The sequence below is a fragment of the Ruegeria sp. O6 genome, assembly GCF_056535045.1.
In genome coordinates this window covers 52379-72822 of record NZ_JBQERM010000011.1, presented here as the reverse complement: position 1 = coordinate 72822, position 20444 = coordinate 52379, and the positions used below count along the sequence as shown (strand labels likewise).

Sequence of the window (20444 nt, the reverse complement as noted above, 5' to 3'; positions counted from 1 at the left end):
TTTACTTGAAAAGGCGAGTTGGCGGAGTGGTGACGCAGCGGATTGCAAATCCGTGTACACCGGTTCGATTCCGGTACTCGCCTCCAACTACATCCAAATCGCTGACTTGGCCCCGCAGTATGCGCGTGTGACGCTTGGTATTTTCAGACGTTCATGGCCCGCGATTCTGTCGAACTGCGGGCCAGATATGGCGTGTTTTTTCGGAACACCTGCCTACCCCTGCTCGTTCACGGGGCGCGATGTAGTCTGGTGTTTGCCCTACCCTCAGGCGCGCCCTTGTGGCACAACCTCGTATCCCGGCTCTTCCGGTTCATCATCCGTCATTTCGGCTGGAAAGCCCGGGGCGGTGATATCCAGGCCGGTTGCCTCTTCCAGCCGTTTGATAATATTTGGTGAAAGCTCGCGTTCGCCATATCGTGCGATACCATCGTTAAAGATGTTGATCATCACCGGGTTTATTTCCAGCGGCACCCCGGCGCGGTCGGCGACCTCCTGAAACAAACCGATATCCTTCTTCACCAGATCCATGGTGAAGGAAATATCGCGCGACCCGTTCAGGATGACCTGACTTTCGGTTTCGTGCACGAAGGATGTGCCGGACGAGATTTTGATCGCCTCATAGGTCGTGTTCAGATCCATCCCCGCAGCCTTTGCTGTAACCAGTGCTTCGGCGCAGGTAATCAGGTTGGCAGTGGCAAGATAGTTGGTCATCACTTTCAGCACCGAGGCCGAGCCCAGCTCGCCGGTGTGCAAAACCCGGCGGCCCATTGTCGTCAGGAACGGCAGAATTCGTTCAAACGTTTCCCGGTCACAGCCCGCAAAGATCGAGATATTGCCCGTCGCGGCACGGTGGCACCCGCCAGAAACCGGGCAATCCACAGCTGCACCGCCGCGTGAAATGACTTCGGCACCGAGGCGTTTGACTTCGGCTTCGTCTGTGGTCGACATCTCCATCCAGATCTTGCCGGGGCCCACTTCGGGCAACATCTCCTTCATGACTGCGTCCGATGCTGCCGGAGACGGCAGACAGGTGATCACCGCATCGCAATCGCGCATCAGCTGGGCGGGCCCTTCTGCCGCCTTTGCGCCTTTGGCGACAAATTCGGCCACCAGATCTGCGTTCAGGTCATGCACAGTCAGGTCAATGCCATTGCGCAAAAGGGATCCCGAAAGCTTGCCGCCAACGTTACCCAGACCGATAAATCCCACTTTCATATGACGCATCTCCAAGTTCGTCGTTTTCCCGTCATGCGACCACATACCGAACACGCACTTCATGCCGCCGAACGACGCCTACAGGTCGCTTTTTTCACCTTGGCTTATTTGTTGCGCGCGAACCGCTTGACAAGCGGGTCGGCGGTGCCGCATGTCCCGGACGTTGGTGTCGGCAACAGCCGATGAAAAGGGAATGCGTCAACGGTTCATCCGCCAAACGCAGCCGCCCCCGCGACCGTGACCGGAGAGGATGCCCAATGCCACTGGCCTGTGCCGGGAAGGCGGGACATCCGACAGAGCAACCGCTCTGGCATCCGCAAGCCGGGAGACCTGCCAACACCCGAAGTTGAAACCGGGCGGGGTGTTCCGGTGTCGGGTCCATGTGCAGACGTGGTGCCCGCATGAAACCCCGTCCCCCGCGAAGAGGATTTGGGGGGATGAGAGACATGACCGAGACCGCACCGGTAGAATTACTGGTCTGCACGACTTGCCGCCGGGGTCTGCCCTTCGAGGATGATGCTGAGCGTCCCGGCACATTGTTGCACAAGGCCTTGGAACAGGCTGCCCTGCCAGATGGCATCATTCTGAAACCTGTCGAATGCCTTTCGAACTGCGATCAGGGCTGTTCCATCGTTCTTCGGGGCGGGCCGGATCGCTGGACCTTTGTTTACGAGAACCTGAACGAAGTCGATCACGTCGATGTCATCATCGATGGTGTGACCAAGTATCTGGCCACAGACGATGGTCTGGTGAAGTGGCGCGACCGTCCTGAACATTTCCGCAAAAACTGCGCCTCGCGCATTCCCCCGATTGGAGGCTGAGATCATGTCGAACCTAGAAAAACTTCCCGTCACCGTGATCACCGGCTTTCTGGGCTCGGGCAAAACCACGCTGGTGCGCCATCTGATGCAGAACCCGCAGGGAAAGCGTCTTGCGATTGTTGTTAACGAGTTTGGCGATGTGGGTGTTGATGGCGACATTCTGAAATCCTGCGCGATACCGGATTGCCCTGCGGAAAACATCATGGAACTGGCAAACGGCTGCATTTGCTGCACCGTGGCCGATGACTTCATCCCGACCATCGAGGCGCTGATGGCGCTGGAACCGCGCCCGGATCACATCCTGATCGAAACATCCGGCCTTGCACTACCCAAACCGCTGCTGAAAGCATTTGATTGGCCTGATATCCGTTCGAAAATCACCGTTGATGGCGTGATTGCGCTGGCCGATGCCGAGGCTGTGGCCGCCGGTCGCTTTGCTCCGAACGTTGAAGCGGTGGATGCCCAACGGCTGGCTGATGACTCGATCGATCACGAAACACCCTTGTCCGAGGTGTTCGAAGATCAAATCTCGTGCGCGGATATCATCCTGCTGACCAAGCCCGATCTAGCAGGTCCCGAAGGTGTCGCGAAAGCCAAACAGATCATCGCCGCCGAGGCACCGCGGCCGCTTCCCGTTGTCGAGGTCGCCGAGGGTGTCGTCGACGTACGTGTCGTGCTTGGCCTTGAGGCTGCCGCCGAAGATGACATGGACGCCCGCCCGTCACATCACGATGGCCATCACGATCATGAGCATGACGATTTCGAAAGCATCATCGTCGAGTTGCCGGAACAGACCGACCCTGCGGAACTGGTAGCCAGAATCGAACGTCTTGCGACTGAGCTGAATATCCTGCGCGTCAAAGGCTATGCCGCCGTCGCTGGCAAACCGATGCGCCTGCTGGTTCAGGCTGTCGGCGCGCGGGTTCGTCACCAATACGACCGCCCGTGGGAGCCCGGTGAAGAGCGCCGCTCGCGCCTGGTCGTGATTGCCGAGCATGACGACATCAAAGAAGCCGAAATCCGTGATATCCTCGTGGGTGTGACCGAGGTTGCCGAGTAAGTCATGCACGTCGTCTTTCGCGAAAGCCACGGGCTCGAGGAAACCGAGACCCCAACCGATCTGGGCCAAAGCCCGGGTGATCTGGTTGTGCTGTCCTTTTCCGACAGTGACCTGGGCGCTTTCGCGGCGGGCTGGCATCGCGGCGGCGGGCCTGAGGGGCGGATGCCCACGATGCGGCTGGCCAATCTTGCGGCGCTGAAGCACCCTCTGTCCGTCGATACCTATGTCGAACAGACACTTGAGGGCGCAAAGGGCATCCTGATCCGTCTGATAGGTGGCGTGCCCTATTGGTCTTACGGGCTGCAACAGGTTCTGGCACTGGCGCAAGCCAAAGGCATCGCGTTAGCCGTTTTACCGGCGGATGGGCGTGAAGACACTCGGTTGGATGAGTATTCGACCCTGCCCCTCTCGACCCTGCGGCGGCTGGCACATCTGTGTGACACCGGCGGCGAAGTCGCCGCGCAGGCCGCATTGGCCCAGATGGCCTTGGCAGCAGGGCTTTATGCCGGGCCAGTGATGGGCGCGAAAACCCTGCCCGAATGCGGTGCGTGGTGTCCAGATCAGGGTGTCGTCCCGGTGGGTTCCGCATTCCAGAACGATACGAAACGCATCCTTGTCACCTTTTATCGCGCGTATCTGACATCCGCAGACACCGCCCCGGTCGCGGCCCTGATCCGCAGCCTGCGCGCCCGCGGGCTTCAGGCGGTGGGTCTGTTTGCCCCGTCGCTCAAGACCCCAGCCGCTGCCGACTGGCTCAGGGAACAGGTCGTCGCCTTGCGACCGTCGGCGATCATCAACGCCACTTCATTCTCGGGCAAGGGCGCGTCCGGCACGTCGCCTCTGGACGCAGCGGATGTGCCGGTGTTTCAGGTCGCTCTCGCCACCTCGCGACGCAAGGCCTGGGCGGAGGCCGAACGCGGCCTGTCACCCGCCGACCTCGCCATGCATGTGGTATTGCCCGAAGTGGACGGGCGAATATCGGCAGGCGTTGTCTCTTTCAAAGAACCGGGCAAGCGCGATCCGCATTTGGAATACTCGCGTTTTGCGCATCGGGCCGAGTCGGACCGGATCGAGGCGATCATCGATCGGGTATCGGGCTGGCTTGCCCTGAATGACAAACCCAAGGCAGACCAGATCCCCGCGTTGGTACTGTCCACATATCCCGGCAAAGACTGGCAAATGGCCCATGCGGTTGGTCTCGACGCGCTGGCCTCGGCTGAGGCGATGCTGTCTGATCTTTGCGGTGAAGGCTACGACATCGCGGCTGGCGATCCGGTTGCCGACGCACTCTTGGACGCCCGGATATCGTGGCCGCTTGAGGATTATCTGAGCGCACTCGCTGAATTGCCCCAAACCCTGCGCACCGATCTGCACGCCGTATGGGGCAATCCTGAGCAAGACCCAACTTTCGCTCAGGGCGCGTTTCACTTCACGGCTTTGCGACGCGGCAAGGCGCTGGTCGCACTGCAACCAGAGCGCGGAACACCCGAACTGCGTGATGACGACTATCACGACCTTTCGCGTACCCCGCGCCATAGCTATGTGGCCTTCTATTTGTGGCTGCGCAAAGGTCTTGGCGCGGATGCGCTGATCCATATCGGTGCGCATGGCACACTGGAATGGCTGCCCGGCAAATCGGTCGCCCTATCAGCAGACTGCTGGCCCGAGGCGCTGATCCGTGACCTGCCGGTGATCTACCCGTTCATCGTCAACGACCCGGGCGAGGCCGCGCAAGCCAAGCGCCGGATCGGCGCCGTGACCCTGGGCCACATCCCGCCCCCCATGAAAGAAAGCGGAACGCCTGACCGGATGGTGCGGCTGGAAGCCCTGCTGGACGAGTTCTCAAACGCAGACGGCCTTGACCCCAGACGCCGTGACCGGTTGCAGGAAGATATCCGGGATGAGGCGCAAGCCATTGGGCTGGAGCACGATCTGGGCCTGAACCAGGCCACCAGCACCGCCGAAGCAATCACGCGCATCGACCGCTTTGTCTGCGATATCAAAGAAAGCCAGTTTGGCGACGGGCTGCACGTCTATGGGCGTGTTCCGGATGTGACCGGCAGTTTCGACCCTGCCCCATCCGCCCATGCCGAACGCAAGGCCCTGATCAATGCGCTGGCCGGCAAGAGGATCGAGGCTGGCCCGTCCGGCTCGCCCTATCGGGGCCGCTTTGACGTGCTGCCGACCGGGCGAAACCTTTACACCACCGATCCGCGATCTGTGCCCACCCGCGCAGCTTACACGCAAGGCGTGAAACTGGCCGAGGAACTGGTACGGCGGCACTTGCAGGAGGAAGGCGATTACCCGAAAGGGCTGATTGTCGATCTGTGGGGATCGGCCACCATGCGCACTGCGGGCGAAGAATTCGCCATGGCCCTGCACCTGCTGGGTGTAAAGCCGGTTTGGGATAAGGGATCCGAGCGGGTTTCGGGTATCGAAGTGCTGCCCATCACCGACCTGAGCCGCCCGCGCCTGGACGTCACCCTGCGGGTTTCGGGCTTGTTTCGCGATGTGTTCCCCACGTTGTCAGCCCTTTATGGTCAGGCGGTTCGGGCATTGTCAGAGCGTGACGAAGCGACTGACTGGAACCCCTATGCCGGTCACGCCCCGGCTGCGCGGGTGTTTGGCCCGGCACCCGGCAGTTACGGCCTGAACATGACCCATCTGTCCGAGACCTATACGGACGAGGCGCGCGCCCAAGCCGGGGAGGCATGGCTTGAGGCCAGTTCGTACGCGTTGGAAGGTGAACACATCGCGCAGGACAAAGCGGGGATCACGGATCGTGTCGCCAAGGCCGACAGTTTTGTTCACCTCCAGGATCTGACGGAAACTGATCTGCTGCTGGCTAACGATTATGCCACGCATGAGGCCGGTTTTGCCGCCGCCAAAAACATCACTGGTGGCACCGCTCAGCTTTACCATCTGGACAACACCAACCCCGATAATCCGAGCGCCCGGACTCTGCCGGAAGAAATCAGCCGCGTCGTTCATGCCCGCGCTGCCAACCCCGGCTGGATTGCCGGGATGCAGCGCCATGGGTTTCGCGGCGCCGCCGAGATCGCGGCGACGCTGGATCACATGGCCTCATTCGCACATCTGTCGGGCACTGTCGCTCCGCATCTGTTTGATCTCTATCACGAAGCCACATTGGGCAATGAGGCCGTTGATGCCTTTCTACAAGAGACCAACCCGAAGGCCCATCAGGCCATGCAAGACAGGTTCCGTGCATTGCTGGAAGCGGGGCTTTGGAACACGCGCCGGAATTCGATCCGGGCCGATTTGGAGGGTTTGAGATGAGTGCACCTATCGTTCAAGGCTGGTGTCCCGGCGCGCATCGCCCGATGATGTCAGGCGACGGGCTGGTCGTGCGGGTCCGTCCGCGCCTGGCGCGACTGAATGCCAGGCAGGCTATTGGCTTGTGCGAACTGGCTGAACAGTTCGGCAACGGCACCATTGACCTGACCAATCGTGCCAACCTGCAGCTGCGCGGCGTGGATGAGCGCGACCACCAGCCGTTGCTTGTGGAGCTTGCGGCGCTGGACTTGCTTGATGCGGAACCCGGCATCGAAGTACGCCGCAATATTCTGGTCACTCCGCTCTATCAGGCGGGCGATTTGACCGCGCGGCTGACGCAGGAATTGATCGATCGACTGGCGGAACTGCCTGCTCTGCCCGCTAAGTTCGGTTTTGCCATAGATACAGGCCCGACGCGCCTGTTGGCCTCGGATTCCGCAGATATTCGTCTGGAACTGGGTGCTGACGGTCTGATCCTGCGCGCCGACGGCTGCAAAACCGGGCGGTGTGTGGCCGAAGGCGACGCCATCGACCACGTGATCGCGCTGGCCCGTTGGTTTGCCCAGACCTATACGGCCGAGACACGCCGCATGGCGCGGGTCGCCTACGCGCTGCCACAGGATTGGCAGGGATTTGCCCCCGGTCCTATCGGTGAAAAACTGCAACCCGGCCCCTGTGAACTGGGTTCTCTCTACGGCGCGGCATTCGGCTCGCTGCCTGCGCGCAAGCTTTGTGAACTGGTTGAAGCCAGCGGCGCTTCTGCCCTGCGTGTCACCCCGTGGCGGCTGATCCTGCTGGAAGGCGGGGCGGCGATACCCTCCCCGGATTTCGTCATGGACGGAGCCGATCCGATGATGACAACCGACGCCTGCCCCGGCGCGCCGTTCTGCCCGCAAGCGCAGGTGGAAACCCGCGACATCGCCCGTGCATTGGCCCGGCGCATTCCCGGTCGCCTGCATGTCTCGGGCTGCGCCAAGGGATGCGCCCATATGGGCCCGGCCGAGATCACAGTGGTCGGCAACAACGGGCGATTTGATCTTGTCAAACAGGGCCGCGCAGGGGATGAGCCCTGCCAACGCGGGCTCGCCCCCGAAACACTCATGACCATGGACTTCACCTGATGCCCTATACATACGAAACCGATGGCGCGGCGATCTACAAGGAAAGCTTTGCCACCATCCGGTCCGAGGCTGATCTGGCCCGCTTTGATACCGATGAAGAGCAGGTCGCCGTTCGGATGATCCACGCCGCCGGCATGGTCGGGCTGGAGGAGTTTGTACATTTCTCACCCGGATTTGTGCAGGCCGCACGCACGGCGCTGGAAAACGGCGCGGCGATCCTGTGTGACGCGCGCATGGTCAGCGAAGGTGTGACCCGCTTCCGTCTGCCTGCCGACAACCAGGTGATCTGCACCCTCCATGACGAACGCGTGCGCCCTCTGGCCGCCGAGATGAGCAACACCCGTTCTGCCGCTGCGCTGGAACTCTGGCGTCCGCATCTGGAAGGTGCTCTGGTCGCCATTGGAAACGCGCCCACCGCGCTGTTTCACTTGCTGAACATGCTGGAAGACCCGGATTGCCCGCGCCCTGCAGCGATCATCGGCTGCCCGGTCGGATTTGTCGGAGCGATGGAATCCAAAGACGCGTTGTGGCAGGCGCAACCCGTCCCCTCCTGCATTGTCAAAGGCCGTCTGGGTGGCAGCGCCATCACCGTTGCAGCCATCAACGCCATCGCAAGCCGGGCGGAATGAAAATGGGTACCATATACGGCGTGGGCCTTGGCCCCGGTGACCCTGATCTGATGAGTGTCCGGGCCGATCGCCTTCTACGCAACGCCAAACACGTGGCATTCTTTCGCAAACCGGGTCGCAGCGGTCAGGCCCGCAAAATCGTCAACGGGATGATCCCCGAAGGCGCGATTGAATTCCCGATGGAATACCCGGTGACCACCGAAATCCCGGTCACTGATCCGCGTTATAATGAATTGCTGGCCGCGTTTTATGAAGAGTGCACAGCACACCTGAAGACGCTGTCGGCACAGGGTGAGGATGTGGTGGTCCTTTGCGAGGGTGATCCGTTTTTCTACGGCTCGTTCATGCATCTTTACAATCGGTTGCGTGACGAAGCTCCGGTTGAGGTTGTGCCAGCCATCACGGGTATGTCCGGTGCGTGGACGGCCACGGGCGATCCGATCACCTGGGGGGACGATGTTCTGACCGTGCTGGTCGGCACCCTGCCCGAGAAAGTTCTGGCTGAACGCATGGCGCAGACAGATGCTTTGGTCGTGATGAAAATCGGGCGGAACATCGACAAGGTGAAACGCGCGCTGAAAACCTCTGGTCTGTATGACCGCGCATGGATTGTCGAATACGCGCAAATGCCGAATCAGACGGTGACAAAATTGTCTGAGGCCTGCGAGAAGATTACCCCGTATTTCTCGATCATCGTTGTTCATGGTCAGGGGCGCCGACCATGAGCGGATGGGTCAAGATCGCAGGCCTTGGTCCGGGGGACGAGGCGCTGGTCACCCCCGAGGTTACAGCGGCTTTGGCCGACGCCACCGATGTGGTGGGCTACATCCCTTATGTAGCCCGCGTGGCCGACCGACCCGGCCTGACCCTGCACGCCAGTGATAACCGGGTTGAAATCGACCGCTCGCAACACGCGCTGCAAATGGCCGTCGAAGGCAGGCGGGTGGTTGTTGTGTCCTCGGGCGATCCCGGTGTGTTTGCAATGGCTGCCGCTGTGTTCGAAGCGTTGGAGAATGGCCCAACAGAATGGCGTGACATTCAGATAGATGTGCTGCCGGGGATCACCGCGATGCTGGCCGCATCTGCCCGCGCGGGCGCTCCGATGGGGCATGATTTCTGCGCCATCAACCTTAGCGACAACCTAAAGCCTTGGACGCTGATCGAAAAACGCTTGCGCTTGGCTGCGCAAGCCGATTTTTCGATGGCCTTCTATAATCCCCGCTCGAAGTCTCGCCCGGAAGGCTTTGTAAAGACACTGGAAATCCTACGCGAAGAATGCGAGCCCGAGCGGGTGATCCTGTTTGCGCGCGCCGTGTCACGAGCGGATGAGGTGATCCGGGTTTCTACTCTGGCCGAGGCCACGCCCGAGATGGCGGATATGCAAACCGTGGTTATTGTCGGTTCGTCGCGCACCCGGGTCATCGAACGCAAAGGCACGCCGATCGTCTATACGCCACGCTTCACCCCGGTCGAGGATCAGGGATGAGACACCCAGTCCAGCACCTGTGCGACAGTCGAAAGCTCGGTCCGCTTTGGCAGAACAGGGCGCTCGATCATAAGCACTGGCAGGCCCAGCGCCCGCGCTGCGTCCAGCTTGGCACGCGCGCCCAAGCCGCCCGCGTTCTTGGACACCACAAGTTGCGTCCTGTGTTGCTGCATCAATGCGCGGTCATCGGCTTCTGCAAAAGGACCCCGGGACACGACAACCTGCGCCAAAGGAAAAGGCACGCTGTCAGGCTCGTCCACCAGACGCAGCAGGTAGTGATGCTGGGGCTGGGCTGCAAAGTCTTCAAGATGCATACGCCCGACAGCCAGGAACACACGCTGCGGATCACCTGCAAGCGCATCGACGGCGGCAGTGATATCGGGCACGCGGTGCCAGACATCGCCGGGTTGCGGCTTCCACGCCGCGCGGGTCAAGGCGGCCAGTGGAACCTGCGTTGTGTGACACGCGTCAATCGCGTTCCGGCTCATCTGCGCCGCAAATGGATGGGTCGCATCCACGACATGGGTGATCGCGTTTTCACGGATGTATTGGGCCAGACCTTCCGGGCCGCCAAACCCGCCAACTCGCACCGGCAACGGCTGCGGACGCGGGGTTTCCACCCGTCCCGCATAAGAATACACAGCCGCAATCCCTTGTTCCGCAACAGCTTTGGCCAAAGCGTTGGCCTCGGTCGTGCCGCCAAGAATCAGGAGGTTGGGCATGTCTGAAACTCCGTGGCTGACCGTTCTGGGATTGGGCGAAGATGGGTTTGATGGCCTGTCGCCTGCAAGCCGTCAAGTGCTGGACCGGGCCGAAGTGATCATGGGGCCGCCTCGTCACCTGTCGCTGCTGCCGGAAAACGAGGCTGAGCGCGTCGAATGGCCGGTGCCGTTCTCGGACGGATTGCCGATCCTGAAAGGCCTGCGCGGACGGCAGACGGTGGTTCTGGCGTCAGGTGATCCGTTCTGGTTTGGCGCGGGGTCCGTCATCGCGCGTAACTTCGATGCCAACGAGTGGACCGCCCTGCCCGGCCAGTCCACATTTTCGCTGGCCGCTGCGCGGCTGGGCTGGCCTTTGGAAAGCACGCTGACCTTTGGCCTGCACGCTGCGCCTTTGACCCGATTGCGACCGCATCTGGCCCCGGGACTTCATGCCATTGCGCTATTGCGTGACGGCAAGGCAGTTGCTGAACTGGCGACATATCTTAGCGAAACCGGATTTGCCGACAGCGCGTTGCATGTGATGCAGGCCCTCGGCGGCCCGCGTGAAAGCGTCCAGACAGTGAGCCTGACCGAAGCTTTGCTGGGAACCTTTGATCATCCCGTCTGCGTCGGGTTGGAAGTGACCGGCACTGGGCGGGGACTGTCCAAGGCCTCGGGCAAGCCAGATGATCTTTTTGAAACCGACGGCCAGATCACCAAACGCCCGATCCGGGCGCTGACCCTGTCCGCATTGGCGCCACAGAGAGGTGAGCATCTGTGGGACATTGGCGGTGGCACCGGCTCGATCAGCATCGAATGGCTGATGTGCGACCCGACCATGACCGCCACCAGTATCGAACCCCGTGCCGACAGGGCCGAACGCATTCGTCGCAATGCCGACGCGCTGGGGCAGGATCGGTTACAAGTTGTCCACGGTACCGCACCCGAAGCGCTGGCCGGATTGCCCCTGCCGGACGTGGTTTTCATCGGCGGTGGGCTCAGCACTAGCCTGCTGGCGTGGCTTCGCGATGCCTTGCCCGCTGGCACCCGGTTGGTCGCCAATGCGGTAACGCTGGAAAGCGAAGCCCTGTTGGCGCGATGGCACGAAGACCTGGGCGGAGACCTTTTGCGGATCGAACTGGCACATTCTGCACCGCTCGGACCGCGGCGCGGCTGGAAGGCTGCCTATCCAGTCGTACAGTGGAGCGTGACGCTATGATCGTGGCAGGTTTGGGCTTTTCATCAGACGCGACGACAGACAGTTTGCGCGCCGCCTATGACGCGGCAGCGGCCAGCCATGATGTCCAAGCTCTGGCGACGGTTGCCGACAAAAGCGGCCACTCTGCGCTGGTGGCCTTTGCGGAAAGCCTTGCTCTTCCGCTGCATTTCGTGGCGGCTGCCGATTTGGCCGGACAACGCACCCTGACATGCTCTAACCGCAGCCGCGCCACTTATGGCACCGGCAGCGTTGCCGAAGCATCGGCCCTTGCCGCCGCCGGGTCCGGCGCGCGGCTGCTTTCACCCAGACACATTTCGGACGACCGGCTGGCCACCTGCGCCATCGCCATCGGAGGACAAACATGACCGTTCATTTCATCGGCGCCGGACCGGGCGCTGCAGACCTGTTGACATTGCGCGGGCGCGACATCATCGCCTCGTGCCCTGTGTGCCTATATGCCGGATCACTGGTGCCCGAGGAAATTCTGAGCCACTGCCCCAAAGACGCAAAAATCATCAACACTGCGCCCATGGATCTGGACCAGATCATGGCCGAGATCGAAGTCGCGCATAAAGCGGGTCAGGATGTGGCGCGGCTGCATTCGGGCGATTTGTCAGTCTGGTCGGCGATGGGCGAACAGATCCGCCGCCTTAAAGAAATGGGCATTCCGGTCAGTGTGACCCCTGGCGTACCATCCTTTGCCGCCGCCGCAGCGGCCCTGGGCGCCGAACTGACCCTGCCGGGACTGGCGCAATCGGTGGTTCTGACCCGGACGCCGGGGCGCGCGTCATCCATGCCCGAAGGTGAAACGCTGGTGAATTTTGCCCGTACCGGCGCGACATTGGCCATTCATCTGTCAATCGGCAATCTGGACAAGGTTATTGCAGACCTGACCCCGGCTTATGGTGCAAATTGCCCGGTGGCCGTTGTCTATCGCGCAAGCTGGCCGGATGAACAGATCATCCGCGCAACGCTGGAAACCCTGAAAGGGTTGCTGGACGAAAGCATCTCGCGCACGGCTTTGATCATGGTCGGCCCCTCGCTGGCCGGTGAGGGTTTTGACGAAAGCTGTCTTTATTCCAGAGATTACGACCGCCGCTATCGCCCGCAAAGTGCCGATAGCCCTTGGTCAAGCTGGAGCCATGGTGATGACTAACCCTCCGGGTATTCTGATTTCAGCTCCCTCTTCGGGTACTGGCAAGACGACGGTCATGCTGGGCCTCTTGCGCGCGTTGGCCGAGGATGGCCTGATCGTTCAACCGTTCAAGAGCGGACCGGACTATATCGACCCCGCCTTTCACCGGGCGGCGGCCGGGCGGGCTTCGTTCAATCTGGACAGCTGGGCCATGGCAGATCCCCTGCTTAGCGCAATTTCTGCTCAGGCCGAAGGCGCTGACATTGTGGTGGCCGAGGGCTCGATGGGTTTGTTCGACGGTGTCGCAAAGTCTGGCGAAGTTGGGCACGGTTCGAGCGCCGAGACCGCCCTGCGCATGGGCTGGCCCGTTGTGCTTGTCTTGGATGTGGGCGGGCAAGCACAATCAGCGGCGGCAACAGCGCTGGGGTTCAGGATGTACAATCCTGACCTGCCCTTTGCCGGAGTTATCCTGAACCGATGCGCCAGCCCCCGCCACGAACGCCTGACCTGTCTGGGAATGGAGCGCGCGGGCCTGCCTGTTCTGGGCGTCCTGCCCCGGCGTGGTGATTTGACCCTGCCCGAGCGGCATCTGGGACTTATTCAGGCGGTCGAACATCCCGATCTGGAAAGCGCCATTGTAGGTTATGCCGCGTTCTTGCGAGAACATGTGGACCTTGACGCAATCAAGCGGGCGGCTTCCTCAGGCCCCGGCGGGCCATCGTCAGCCGCGCTGCCGCGCCCCCCCGCCCAGCGGATCGCGCTGGCCCGCGATGCCGCCTTTTCCTTTACCTACCCCCACCTTTTGCAGGGGTGGCACGATGCGGGTGCCGAGATCTTGCCTTTTTCCCCCTTGGCGAACGAACCTCCGGCGGCGGATGCCGATCTGGTCTGGCTGCCCGGCGGGTACCCCGAATTGCACGCCGGAACATTGGCAGCGGCCACCACCTTCCTGAGTGGTTTGCGAAAACATGCGGAAACAAAGCCGGTGCACGGAGAATGCGGCGGCTACATGGCACTTGGTCAGGCGCTGATCGACAAGGACGGCGTGCAACATGAAATGGCCGGCTTGCTGGGGCTCGTCACATCCTACCAGAAGCGCAAGTTCAATCTTGGCTACAGAAAAGCTGAGTTGTTGGCCCCCATGCCCGGCTTTGCCAAAGGCGCAGCCTTGCGCGGGCACGAGTTCCACTATTCCTCGATCGTGGATCAACCGGACGCCCCATTGGCACGCGTGTTTGACGCCGAAGGGGAAGAAGGTCCGCAAACCGGATCACTGCGTGGCAATGTCACTGGCACGTTCTTTCACCTGATTGCGGAGGCGTCGGCATGAGCGGCTTTGTTTCTTTCATCGGCTCTGGCCCCGGTGATCCGGAACTGCTGACACTCAAGGCGGTGGACCGGATGCAAAAGGCCGATGCGATCCTGTTCGACGATCTCAGCAGCGGCCCGATCCTGAGCCATGCGCGCGACGATGCGGATCTGGTTGGCGTCGGAAAGCGGGCCGGTCGTCCGTCCCCCAAGCAGGACCATGTCAGCCGGTTGTTGGTGGATTACGCGCAGTCCGGTCAGCATGTGGTGCGCCTGAAATCAGGCGACGGCGGTATGTTCGGACGGCTTGAGGAAGAGCTTGTCGCCCTGCGCACAGCCGGAATCGCCTATGAGATTATTCCCGGCGTCCCCTCAGCAGTGGCAGCGGCAGCGGCCGCAGGCATTCCATTGACGCGCAGGCTCACGGCCCGGCGGGTCCAGTTCGTGACCGGCCATGACGTCAGTGGTGAGTTGCCCGACGACCTGAACCTCAAGGCGCTGGCCGATCCACAGGCCACGACCGTCGTTTTCATGGGCAAGCGCACCTTTCCCCTGCTGGTCGAAGCCCTGCACACGCAAGGATTGCCGTTGGATACTCCGGCGCTTATGGCCGAATCCGTCTCGACCCCCGACCAAAAGCTGCAACGCGCCACGATTGGCGCGCTGGCAGAGCAGCTGAGAACCGAGATTGGCAAAGCACCGGCGCTGATCCTTTATGGTCCGCTGGCGGAGTTCGACGATGATTGATCTGAGCTTGATCGGTATCGGTACCGGCAATCCGGATCATGTAACGTTTCAGGGCGCGCAGGCGATCCGGGCGGCGGATTTGATCCTGATTCCACGCAAGGGGGAAAACAAGGCTGATCTGGCCGGGCTGCGTGAAGCGATCATCGAGCGTGTCGCCGAAACGCCGCCGCAGATTGCCTATTTCGATATTCCCCAGCGCCAGGCCGACGATGGCTACCTGCGCGGTGTCGATGAATGGCACGACACCATCGCCCTGCGCTGGCAAGCGGCCATTGCCGCGCATCCAGAGGCGCAGCATGTCGCGCTGCTGATTTGGGGGGATCCGTCCCTCTATGACAGCTCACTGCGCATCGCTGCCCGGTTGAACCCGCAACCCAATACCAAGGTTATCCCCGGCATCACCGCCTTGCAGGCGCTGACCGCCGCCCATGCGATCCCGATCAATGATCTGGGCGCGCCCTACGTTGTCACAACCGGTCGTCGTATCCGGGATGAAGGCTGGCCTGATGCGGCCTCGAACGTCGCTGTGATGCTGGACGGCGAATGCTCGTTCCAAACCCTTGATTTGGCAGATTATGACATCTGGTGGGGCGCCTATGTGGGTATGAAAGAAGAGGTTCTGATCAGTGGCCCGCTGGATGAGGTTGCGCAGAATATCCTTGAGACCCGGGCGAAAGCCCGCGCCGAACATGGCTGGATCATGGATATCTACCTGTTGAAGATGCGGCGGAAGTAACGCACGGGCACATGAACACGGGTTTGTGATGTCGCGGGTCGGTCAGGTCTGGCACACAGGGTGCACCTCAATACAGGAGACGTGACAATGAAAGCCCTCATTCCCTTGCTTTGCCTGATCGCTTTACCCGTTTGGGCGCAGGACGTTCCGGCCGGATGGGCTGTGTTTCCTGCGGACAAGACCTACTCGGAACTGGTCGATGCAACCAAGGTTGCGATCAAGGACAACGGATTGATAGTGGTGACGCAGGCTGGACCCACCAAGGCAGCTGCGGCGCGCGGGATCACCATTCCGGGCAATCTGGTGATTGGCGCGTTCAACAACGATTACGCCGTAAGGGTGCTGGAAACCTCTACCAATGCGATGATCGAAGCACCGATCCGTTTCTATGTCACCGAGAACGAGGACGGAACCGCAACCCTGTCTTACAAGACCCCCAGTTTCGTGTTTGACCCTTACATGGCGGAAGGCGGGCAAGCCTTGCAGGACATTGCCGCGGAACTGGATAAAACCTTTCAATCCGTCGCTGAAGACGCAGTCAAATAGTCACACTGACGTGATCCGCCTTGCGTCTGGTGGCGTCCTCCGCAATCTGCTTCGAAACGGTTATCTCGGAGCATGACTGATGCAGGACCCCACGCCGCGCGCCGCCGATCTTCTGGCCCAACGCCTGTACGAAGCGGGGTGCCGCCACGCCTTTGGAATGCCGGGGGGTGAGGTCCTGACACTGGTGGATGCGCTTGAAAAGGCGGGCATCACCTTTCATCTGACAAAACATGAAAACTCGGCCGGATTCATGGCCGAGGCCGTGCATCACCGCGACGGCGCGCCTGCGATTCTGGTCGCCACTTTGGGTCCGGGCGCGATGAACGGCATCAATGTGGTGGCCAATGCGTTGCAGGACCGTGTTCCGATGATCGTTCTGACCGGTTGCGTCGATGCGGACGAGGCGCTGACCTATACTCATCAGGTCATGGATCACAGCCAGGTTTACCGTTCCATCACCAAGGGCACGTTCACACTGACGGCCAAGGGCGCGGATATCATCGCAGACAAGGCGGTGTCACTGGCCACACAGCCGCGACCGGGCCCGGTCCATATCGATGTTCCGATCTCGGTCGCCGATACGCCAGTGACTGGTGTGAAACGCCGCCGTCTGGCCAAGGTCGCGCCTGTCAGTCCCAATGGTGAATGCCTTGAAAAAGCCCGGCGCTGGGTGGCTGAGGCCGAGCGCCCCATCGCCATTATCGGTCTCGATGTCCTCTATGACGACTCGCGCAGTGTGGTGCAGGCGTTTTTGGAACATTTCGGAATTCCATTTGTGACCACCTACAAGGCCAAGGGTGTTGTTCCCGAAGATCACCCTTTGTGTCTGGGCGGCGCTGGCCTGTCGCCATTGGCAGACAAGCACCTTGTCCCATTGGTCGAACACGCCGATCTGGTGCTGTGTCTGGGGTATGACCCGATCGAAATGCGCCCCGGCTGGCGCGAAATCTGGGACCCCGAAGAAAAGCGCGTCATCGATATATCCGCGGTGATCAATGACCACTACATGCATCAGGCGGGTCTTAATCTGGTGGCCGACACGGGCGAGACGCTGGAGGCCATCGCCAAGGGAAACCCTGCCCGCGCAACGTGGCCGGGTGGTGAGCCCGCGCAGGTCAAATCTGCTCTGGCACAGGCCTTTCCCACTGATGAGGACTGGGGGCCCGCAGCGGTCATCGCCGAAACGCGCGCTACCCTGCGCCCCGAAACGCTGGCAACCGCCGACAGCGGCGCGCATCGCATTCTGCTGAGTCAGATGTGGGACTGCAGCGAGGAACGTGGGCTGATCCAATCCTCGGCGCTCTGCACCATGGGCTGTGCTGTCCCAATGGCCATTGGTCTGAAACTGGCCGAGCCTGACCGCCCGGTGATCAGCTTTTCGGGTGATGCCGGGTTTCTGATGGTCGCCGGGGAATTGTCGACGGCGGCTGAAATGGGCGGCAATCCGATCTTTCTTGTCTTCGTTGATGCCAGCCTTGCCCTTATCGAGTTGAAACAGCGGCAGCGGCAAATGGGCAAGAATGGCGTGGATTTCGGTCACCATGACTTCGCGGCCATGGGCCGTGCATTTGGTGGGAACGGCCACACTGTCCGCAACCGGGCAGAGTTGCGTGCAGCACTTGAAGCTGCTGTAAAGGCCGAGACATTTACCGTCATCGCCGCTGAAATCGACCGTGGAGGATACGATGGCCGCATCTGAGGGCCCGCTGAAGGGCGTCAAGGTTCTAGACCTCAGCCGTATTCTGGCCGGGCCGACCTGCACGCAGTTGCTGGGTGATCTGGGCGCAAGCGTCATCAAGATCGAAAACCCTGCCACCGGGGGCGACGACACACGGCAATGGGGTCCGCCCTATGTCACCGATGCCGACGGCAACCGCTCGGACCTGAGCGCCTATTTCATGTCAGCGAACCGAAACAAGAAATCCGTGGCGCTGGATATCGCGACTGAGAAAGGTCAGGCGGAAATCCGACGGCTGGCCTCACACGCGGATATTCTGATCGAGAATTTCAAACCCGGCGGTCTGGCGAAATACGGGCTGGACTATGCCGCCCTGTCGCAGGAATTCCCCAGCCTCGTTTACTGCTCGATTTCGGGTTACGGCCAAACAGGGCCGAACGCCAGCAAACCCGGCTATGACCTGATGGCGCAAGGTTATGGTGGGATCATGTCCCTGACCGGCGACCCGGAAGGCGCGCCGATGAAAGTGGGGGTCGGCATCGCTGATGTGATGTGCGGAATGTATGCAAGCGTTGGCATTTTGGCCGCGCTGCGCCACCGCGACCTGACCGGTGAAGGCCAGCAGGTCGATCTGGCACTTGTTGATTCTCAGATCGCATGGCTGATCAACGAGGGCGTCAATTACCTGACTTCAGGCGACGTTCCGCAACGCCGTGGAAACGGGCATCCCAACATCGTGCCTTATGACGTTTACGAGACATCCGATGGGCATGTCATTCTGGCGGTTGGAAATGATGGCCAGTTCAGAAAGCTCTGCGGTTTCCTGGGACAACCTGAACTTGCCGACGACCCCAGATTCGCGACCAACCCGGCGCGACTGGAACACCGTGATGCGCTGAACGCCATTCTTCGGCCCGCTGTTCAAGGTCTGGATACGCGATCCGTGATTTCCGGCCTTGAAGACGTGAAAGTGCCCGTAGGTCCGGTACAGACGCTGGATCAGGTTTTTGATACGGAACAGGTGGCAGCACGAAAAATGCAGATTTCGATGCAGGCCCAGCCCGGTGTGGTGAACCTGATCGGGAATCCCCTGAACCTGTCACGTACGCCTGTAACATATCGCAGCGCGCCACCCACCTGCGGGGCGGACACTGACTGGGTATTAAACGCTGAAAACCCGTTCGACGATTGAAACACTTGCACAACTAGGCGGCAAGTTGCTGAAACATGCCTTTGAATCGGCGGATTTTTTCGACTTTTTCACACACGACATTTCACCAATTCGAGAGCGGGGTCGATACTGATACGCCGCTCTCGCACACTCTGTTACATCAAACAGTGTCAAATACCGCAATCAGATTGGACCCAAGTATGAAACAAGACGTTTTTGGACAGATGAACACCTTGGCGCAGCCGGAAGCTGTCGAAGCCTGGAATGGTGTTCTGCTTGGGTTCATGGCACATGCCGCGGTTACGCCCCAACATCTGGGCAAAGTGTTGGAGCTTGAGCCCGATTTTGCTTTGGGCCATGCCGTTAAAGGCCTGTTCATGGCCCTTCTCGGTCGACGAGAGATGATGGCGGTTGCGGTCGAGGCTTTGGCAGCAGCCAATGCTGCGATGAAACGGCAGCCCGTCTCGACGCGCGAGCGGCTGTTTGTCGATGCATTGGGGCTGTATCTGGCGGGCCAACTGACACAGGCGGTGCAAAAGTTCGAAGCGGTCCTGCGCGACCATCCGCAGGATACGTTGGCGATGAAACTCAGCCATGCGACCCGTTTCGTTCTGGGGGATCCGAATGGAATGCGCCGCTCGATCGAACGGGTGATGCCTGCTTACGAACCCGATCACCCCGGTCGGGGCTATCTGCTGGGCTGCCATTCCTTCGCGCTGGAAGAAACCGGAGCCTATGAAAAGGCCGAAATCGCGGGACGTCAGGCGCTTTGGATGGTGTCCGACGATGCCTGGGGTCTGCACGCGGTGGCCCATGTCCATGAAATGACCGGCAACGCGCAGTTGGGCCTTGACTGGCTGGCCGGGCGCGAGGCTGCCTGGGCCCATTGCAACAACTTCCGCTATCACGTCTGGTGGCACAAGGCCCTGATGCATCTGGATCTGGGTCAGGTCGATCAGGTGATGGACCTGTATGACAACCACGTCCGCAAGGACAAAACCGACGATTACCGCGACATCTCGAACGGCACTTCGCTGCTGATGCGGCTTGAATTAGAAGGCGTAAATGTTGGAAATCGCTGGGAAGAACTGGCTGACCTGAGTGCCGCGCGCACCGAAGACGGCTGCCTGATCTTCGCCGATCTGCATTACCTTTTGGCACTGACAGGCGACAATCGCGTCGACGCCACAGCCAAAATGCTGAACCGCATGAGCAAGGATGCAGCGCGTGCCAATGACGACACCACCCGCCGCATGGCTGATCCCGGTGTCGCGGCCGCCATGGGCCTTGAAGCCTTTGGTGACGGCCATTATGGCACGGCATTTGATCACCTGTTGGCAGCGCGCGGTTCAATGCAACTGGCTGGTGGCAGTCACGCGCAACGTGATGTATTTGAACGCATTACCATCGATTCCGGGCTTCGGGCCGGTCGTCTTGATGCGGTTGAACGCATTCTGGATGACCGTCGCGCCAAGCGCGCCGGGGGTGAAGACAATTATGCCATCGCGCGCCGCGCCCTGATTGATGCGGCACGCGACGGCGGAGACATGCAAAGCGTCCCCGCCGAATAACAAGAC

At 60.8% G+C, this 20444-nt stretch carries 19 protein-coding genes, 1 tRNA gene and 1 riboswitch; of the genes, 18 read left to right on the top strand and 2 right to left on the bottom strand.

What is annotated here, in order from left to right:
- The first annotated feature begins 12 nt into the window (after positions 1–12).
- Positions 13–86 (top strand) — tRNA-Cys (locus tag ACR0DY_RS14470).
- Positions 87–264: 178 nt separating this feature from the next.
- Here the strand turns inward: ACR0DY_RS14470 and ACR0DY_RS14465 are convergent.
- On the bottom strand, positions 265–1260 hold the full coding sequence (locus ACR0DY_RS14465; RefSeq protein ID WP_480484275.1) for an NAD(P)-dependent oxidoreductase: 996 nt from the start codon (positions 1258–1260) through the stop codon (positions 265–267).
- 102 nt (positions 1261–1362) lie between these two features.
- A riboswitch (cobalamin riboswitch) is annotated at positions 1363–1567 on the top strand.
- 94 nt (positions 1568–1661) lie between these two features.
- On the opposite strand from ACR0DY_RS14465, the gene ACR0DY_RS14460 reads away from it, so the two are divergent.
- The 7 genes from ACR0DY_RS14460 to cobJ are packed head-to-tail and all read left to right on the top strand — an operon-like array spanning position 1662 to position 9626.
- On the top strand, positions 1662–2036 hold the full coding sequence (locus ACR0DY_RS14460) for a DUF1636 family protein (protein ID WP_480484221.1): 375 nt from the start codon (positions 1662–1664) through the stop codon (positions 2034–2036).
- A 4-nt stretch (positions 2037–2040) separates the two neighbouring features.
- A complete protein-coding gene (gene cobW, locus ACR0DY_RS14455) occupies positions 2041–3096 on the top strand; it encodes a cobalamin biosynthesis protein CobW (protein WP_480546504.1) in 1056 nt (351 codons plus the stop codon).
- 3 nt (positions 3097–3099) lie between these two features.
- Positions 3100–6393 carry a cobaltochelatase subunit CobN gene (gene cobN, locus ACR0DY_RS14450; protein ID WP_480898566.1) on the top strand — a complete coding sequence of 1098 codons (3294 nt, stop codon included), beginning with the start codon at positions 3100–3102 and terminating at the stop codon, positions 6391–6393.
- The gene (locus ACR0DY_RS14445) at positions 6390–7511 is read left to right on the top strand and encodes a cobalamin biosynthesis protein CobG (protein ID WP_480622039.1); all 1122 of its coding nucleotides are present in this window, start codon (positions 6390–6392) and stop codon (positions 7509–7511) included. Before cobN ends, ACR0DY_RS14445 begins: the two co-directional genes overlap by 4 nt.
- A complete protein-coding gene (locus ACR0DY_RS14440) occupies positions 7511–8140 on the top strand; it encodes a precorrin-8X methylmutase (protein ID WP_480622040.1) in 630 nt (209 codons plus the stop codon). The genes ACR0DY_RS14445 and ACR0DY_RS14440 overlap by 1 nt, the downstream gene beginning before the upstream one ends.
- Positions 8137–8865 (top strand): precorrin-2 C(20)-methyltransferase, encoded by a 729-nt coding sequence (locus ACR0DY_RS14435; protein ID WP_480485193.1) that lies wholly within the window; start codon positions 8137–8139, stop codon positions 8863–8865. The genes ACR0DY_RS14440 and ACR0DY_RS14435 overlap by 4 nt, the downstream gene beginning before the upstream one ends.
- The gene (cobJ, locus tag ACR0DY_RS14430) at positions 8862–9626 is read left to right on the top strand and encodes a precorrin-3B C(17)-methyltransferase (RefSeq protein WP_480484227.1); all 765 of its coding nucleotides are present in this window, start codon (positions 8862–8864) and stop codon (positions 9624–9626) included. Before ACR0DY_RS14435 ends, cobJ begins: the two co-directional genes overlap by 4 nt.
- Here the strand turns inward: cobJ and ACR0DY_RS14425 are convergent.
- A complete protein-coding gene (locus tag ACR0DY_RS14425) occupies positions 9617–10348 on the bottom strand; it encodes a cobalt-precorrin-6A reductase (protein ID WP_480898561.1) in 732 nt (243 codons plus the stop codon). The two genes, cobJ and ACR0DY_RS14425, sit on opposite strands and share 10 nt — an antisense overlap.
- Between ACR0DY_RS14425 and cbiE the strand changes: the two genes are divergently transcribed.
- The 10 genes from cbiE (at position 10347) to ACR0DY_RS14375 (ending at position 20438) form a co-directional block, all read left to right on the top strand.
- Complete coding sequence (cbiE, locus tag ACR0DY_RS14420; RefSeq protein ID WP_480485191.1) at positions 10347–11546, top strand: precorrin-6y C5,15-methyltransferase (decarboxylating) subunit CbiE; 1200 nt, start codon at positions 10347–10349, stop codon at positions 11544–11546. The genes ACR0DY_RS14425 and cbiE overlap by 2 nt on opposite strands.
- Positions 11543–11911 (top strand): cobalamin biosynthesis protein, encoded by a 369-nt coding sequence (locus tag ACR0DY_RS14415; protein WP_480484230.1) that lies wholly within the window; start codon positions 11543–11545, stop codon positions 11909–11911. Before cbiE ends, ACR0DY_RS14415 begins: the two co-directional genes overlap by 4 nt.
- The gene (cobM, locus tag ACR0DY_RS14410; protein WP_480898558.1) at positions 11908–12702 is read left to right on the top strand and encodes a precorrin-4 C(11)-methyltransferase; all 795 of its coding nucleotides are present in this window, start codon (positions 11908–11910) and stop codon (positions 12700–12702) included. Before ACR0DY_RS14415 ends, cobM begins: the two co-directional genes overlap by 4 nt.
- Positions 12695–14011: a cobyrinic acid a,c-diamide synthase CobB gene (locus ACR0DY_RS14405; protein WP_480546494.1), complete on the top strand. Its 1317-nt coding sequence runs from the start codon at positions 12695–12697 to the stop codon at positions 14009–14011. Before cobM ends, ACR0DY_RS14405 begins: the two co-directional genes overlap by 8 nt.
- Entirely contained in the window at positions 14008–14736 is a 729-nt protein-coding gene (cobA, locus tag ACR0DY_RS14400) for a uroporphyrinogen-III C-methyltransferase (protein ID WP_480484233.1), read from the top strand. The genes ACR0DY_RS14405 and cobA overlap by 4 nt, the downstream gene beginning before the upstream one ends.
- On the top strand, positions 14729–15472 hold the full coding sequence (cobF, locus tag ACR0DY_RS14395; protein ID WP_480484234.1) for a precorrin-6A synthase (deacetylating): 744 nt from the start codon (positions 14729–14731) through the stop codon (positions 15470–15472). The genes cobA and cobF overlap by 8 nt, the downstream gene beginning before the upstream one ends.
- An 87-nt stretch (positions 15473–15559) precedes the next feature.
- Entirely contained in the window at positions 15560–16018 is a 459-nt protein-coding gene (locus tag ACR0DY_RS14390) for a DUF302 domain-containing protein (RefSeq protein ID WP_480484235.1), read from the top strand.
- A 79-nt stretch (positions 16019–16097) separates the two neighbouring features.
- The gene (locus tag ACR0DY_RS14385) at positions 16098–17717 is read left to right on the top strand and encodes a thiamine pyrophosphate-binding protein (RefSeq protein WP_480484236.1); all 1620 of its coding nucleotides are present in this window, start codon (positions 16098–16100) and stop codon (positions 17715–17717) included.
- Positions 17704–18888 carry a CaiB/BaiF CoA transferase family protein gene (locus ACR0DY_RS14380; RefSeq protein ID WP_480484237.1) on the top strand — a complete coding sequence of 395 codons (1185 nt, stop codon included), beginning with the start codon at positions 17704–17706 and terminating at the stop codon, positions 18886–18888. Before ACR0DY_RS14385 ends, ACR0DY_RS14380 begins: the two co-directional genes overlap by 14 nt.
- A gap of 179 nt (positions 18889–19067) precedes the next feature.
- Entirely contained in the window at positions 19068–20438 is a 1371-nt protein-coding gene (locus ACR0DY_RS14375; protein ID WP_480484238.1) for a tetratricopeptide repeat protein, read from the top strand.
- Positions 20439–20444 lie beyond the last annotated feature (6 nt).

Bases quoted from the DNA above. Each gene is read 5' to 3' on its own strand.
- ACR0DY_RS14380 (WP_480484237.1), top strand. From the start codon at position 17,704: ATGGCCGCATCTGAGGGCCCGCTGAAGGGCGTCAAGGTTCTAGACCTC.
- cobM (WP_480898558.1), top strand. From the start codon at position 11,908: ATGACCGTTCATTTCATCGGCGCCGGACCGGGCGCTGCAGACCTGTTG.
- cobW (WP_480546504.1), top strand. From the start codon at position 2,041: ATGTCGAACCTAGAAAAACTTCCCGTCACCGTGATCACCGGCTTTCTG.
- cobF (WP_480484234.1), top strand. From the start codon at position 14,729: ATGATTGATCTGAGCTTGATCGGTATCGGTACCGGCAATCCGGATCAT.
- ACR0DY_RS14460 (WP_480484221.1), top strand. From the start codon at position 1,662: ATGACCGAGACCGCACCGGTAGAATTACTGGTCTGCACGACTTGCCGC.
- cobJ (WP_480484227.1), top strand. From the start codon at position 8,862: ATGAGCGGATGGGTCAAGATCGCAGGCCTTGGTCCGGGGGACGAGGCG.
- ACR0DY_RS14425 (WP_480898561.1), bottom strand. From the start codon at position 10,348: ATGCCCAACCTCCTGATTCTTGGCGGCACGACCGAGGCCAACGCTTTG.
- ACR0DY_RS14465 (WP_480484275.1), bottom strand. From the start codon at position 1,260: ATGTGGTCGCATGACGGGAAAACGACGAACTTGGAGATGCGTCATATG.
- ACR0DY_RS14405 (WP_480546494.1), top strand. From the start codon at position 12,695: ATGACTAACCCTCCGGGTATTCTGATTTCAGCTCCCTCTTCGGGTACT.
- ACR0DY_RS14390 (WP_480484235.1), top strand. From the start codon at position 15,560: ATGAAAGCCCTCATTCCCTTGCTTTGCCTGATCGCTTTACCCGTTTGG.
- cobN (WP_480898566.1), top strand. From the start codon at position 3,100: ATGCACGTCGTCTTTCGCGAAAGCCACGGGCTCGAGGAAACCGAGACC.
- cobA (WP_480484233.1), top strand. From the start codon at position 14,008: ATGAGCGGCTTTGTTTCTTTCATCGGCTCTGGCCCCGGTGATCCGGAA.
- ACR0DY_RS14375 (WP_480484238.1), top strand. From the start codon at position 19,068: ATGAAACAAGACGTTTTTGGACAGATGAACACCTTGGCGCAGCCGGAA.
- ACR0DY_RS14385 (WP_480484236.1), top strand. From the start codon at position 16,098: ATGCAGGACCCCACGCCGCGCGCCGCCGATCTTCTGGCCCAACGCCTG.
- cbiE (WP_480485191.1), top strand. From the start codon at position 10,347: ATGTCTGAAACTCCGTGGCTGACCGTTCTGGGATTGGGCGAAGATGGG.
- ACR0DY_RS14445 (WP_480622039.1), top strand. From the start codon at position 6,390: ATGAGTGCACCTATCGTTCAAGGCTGGTGTCCCGGCGCGCATCGCCCG.
- ACR0DY_RS14415 (WP_480484230.1), top strand. From the start codon at position 11,543: ATGATCGTGGCAGGTTTGGGCTTTTCATCAGACGCGACGACAGACAGT.
- ACR0DY_RS14435 (WP_480485193.1), top strand. From the start codon at position 8,137: ATGAAAATGGGTACCATATACGGCGTGGGCCTTGGCCCCGGTGACCCT.
- ACR0DY_RS14440 (WP_480622040.1), top strand. From the start codon at position 7,511: ATGCCCTATACATACGAAACCGATGGCGCGGCGATCTACAAGGAAAGC.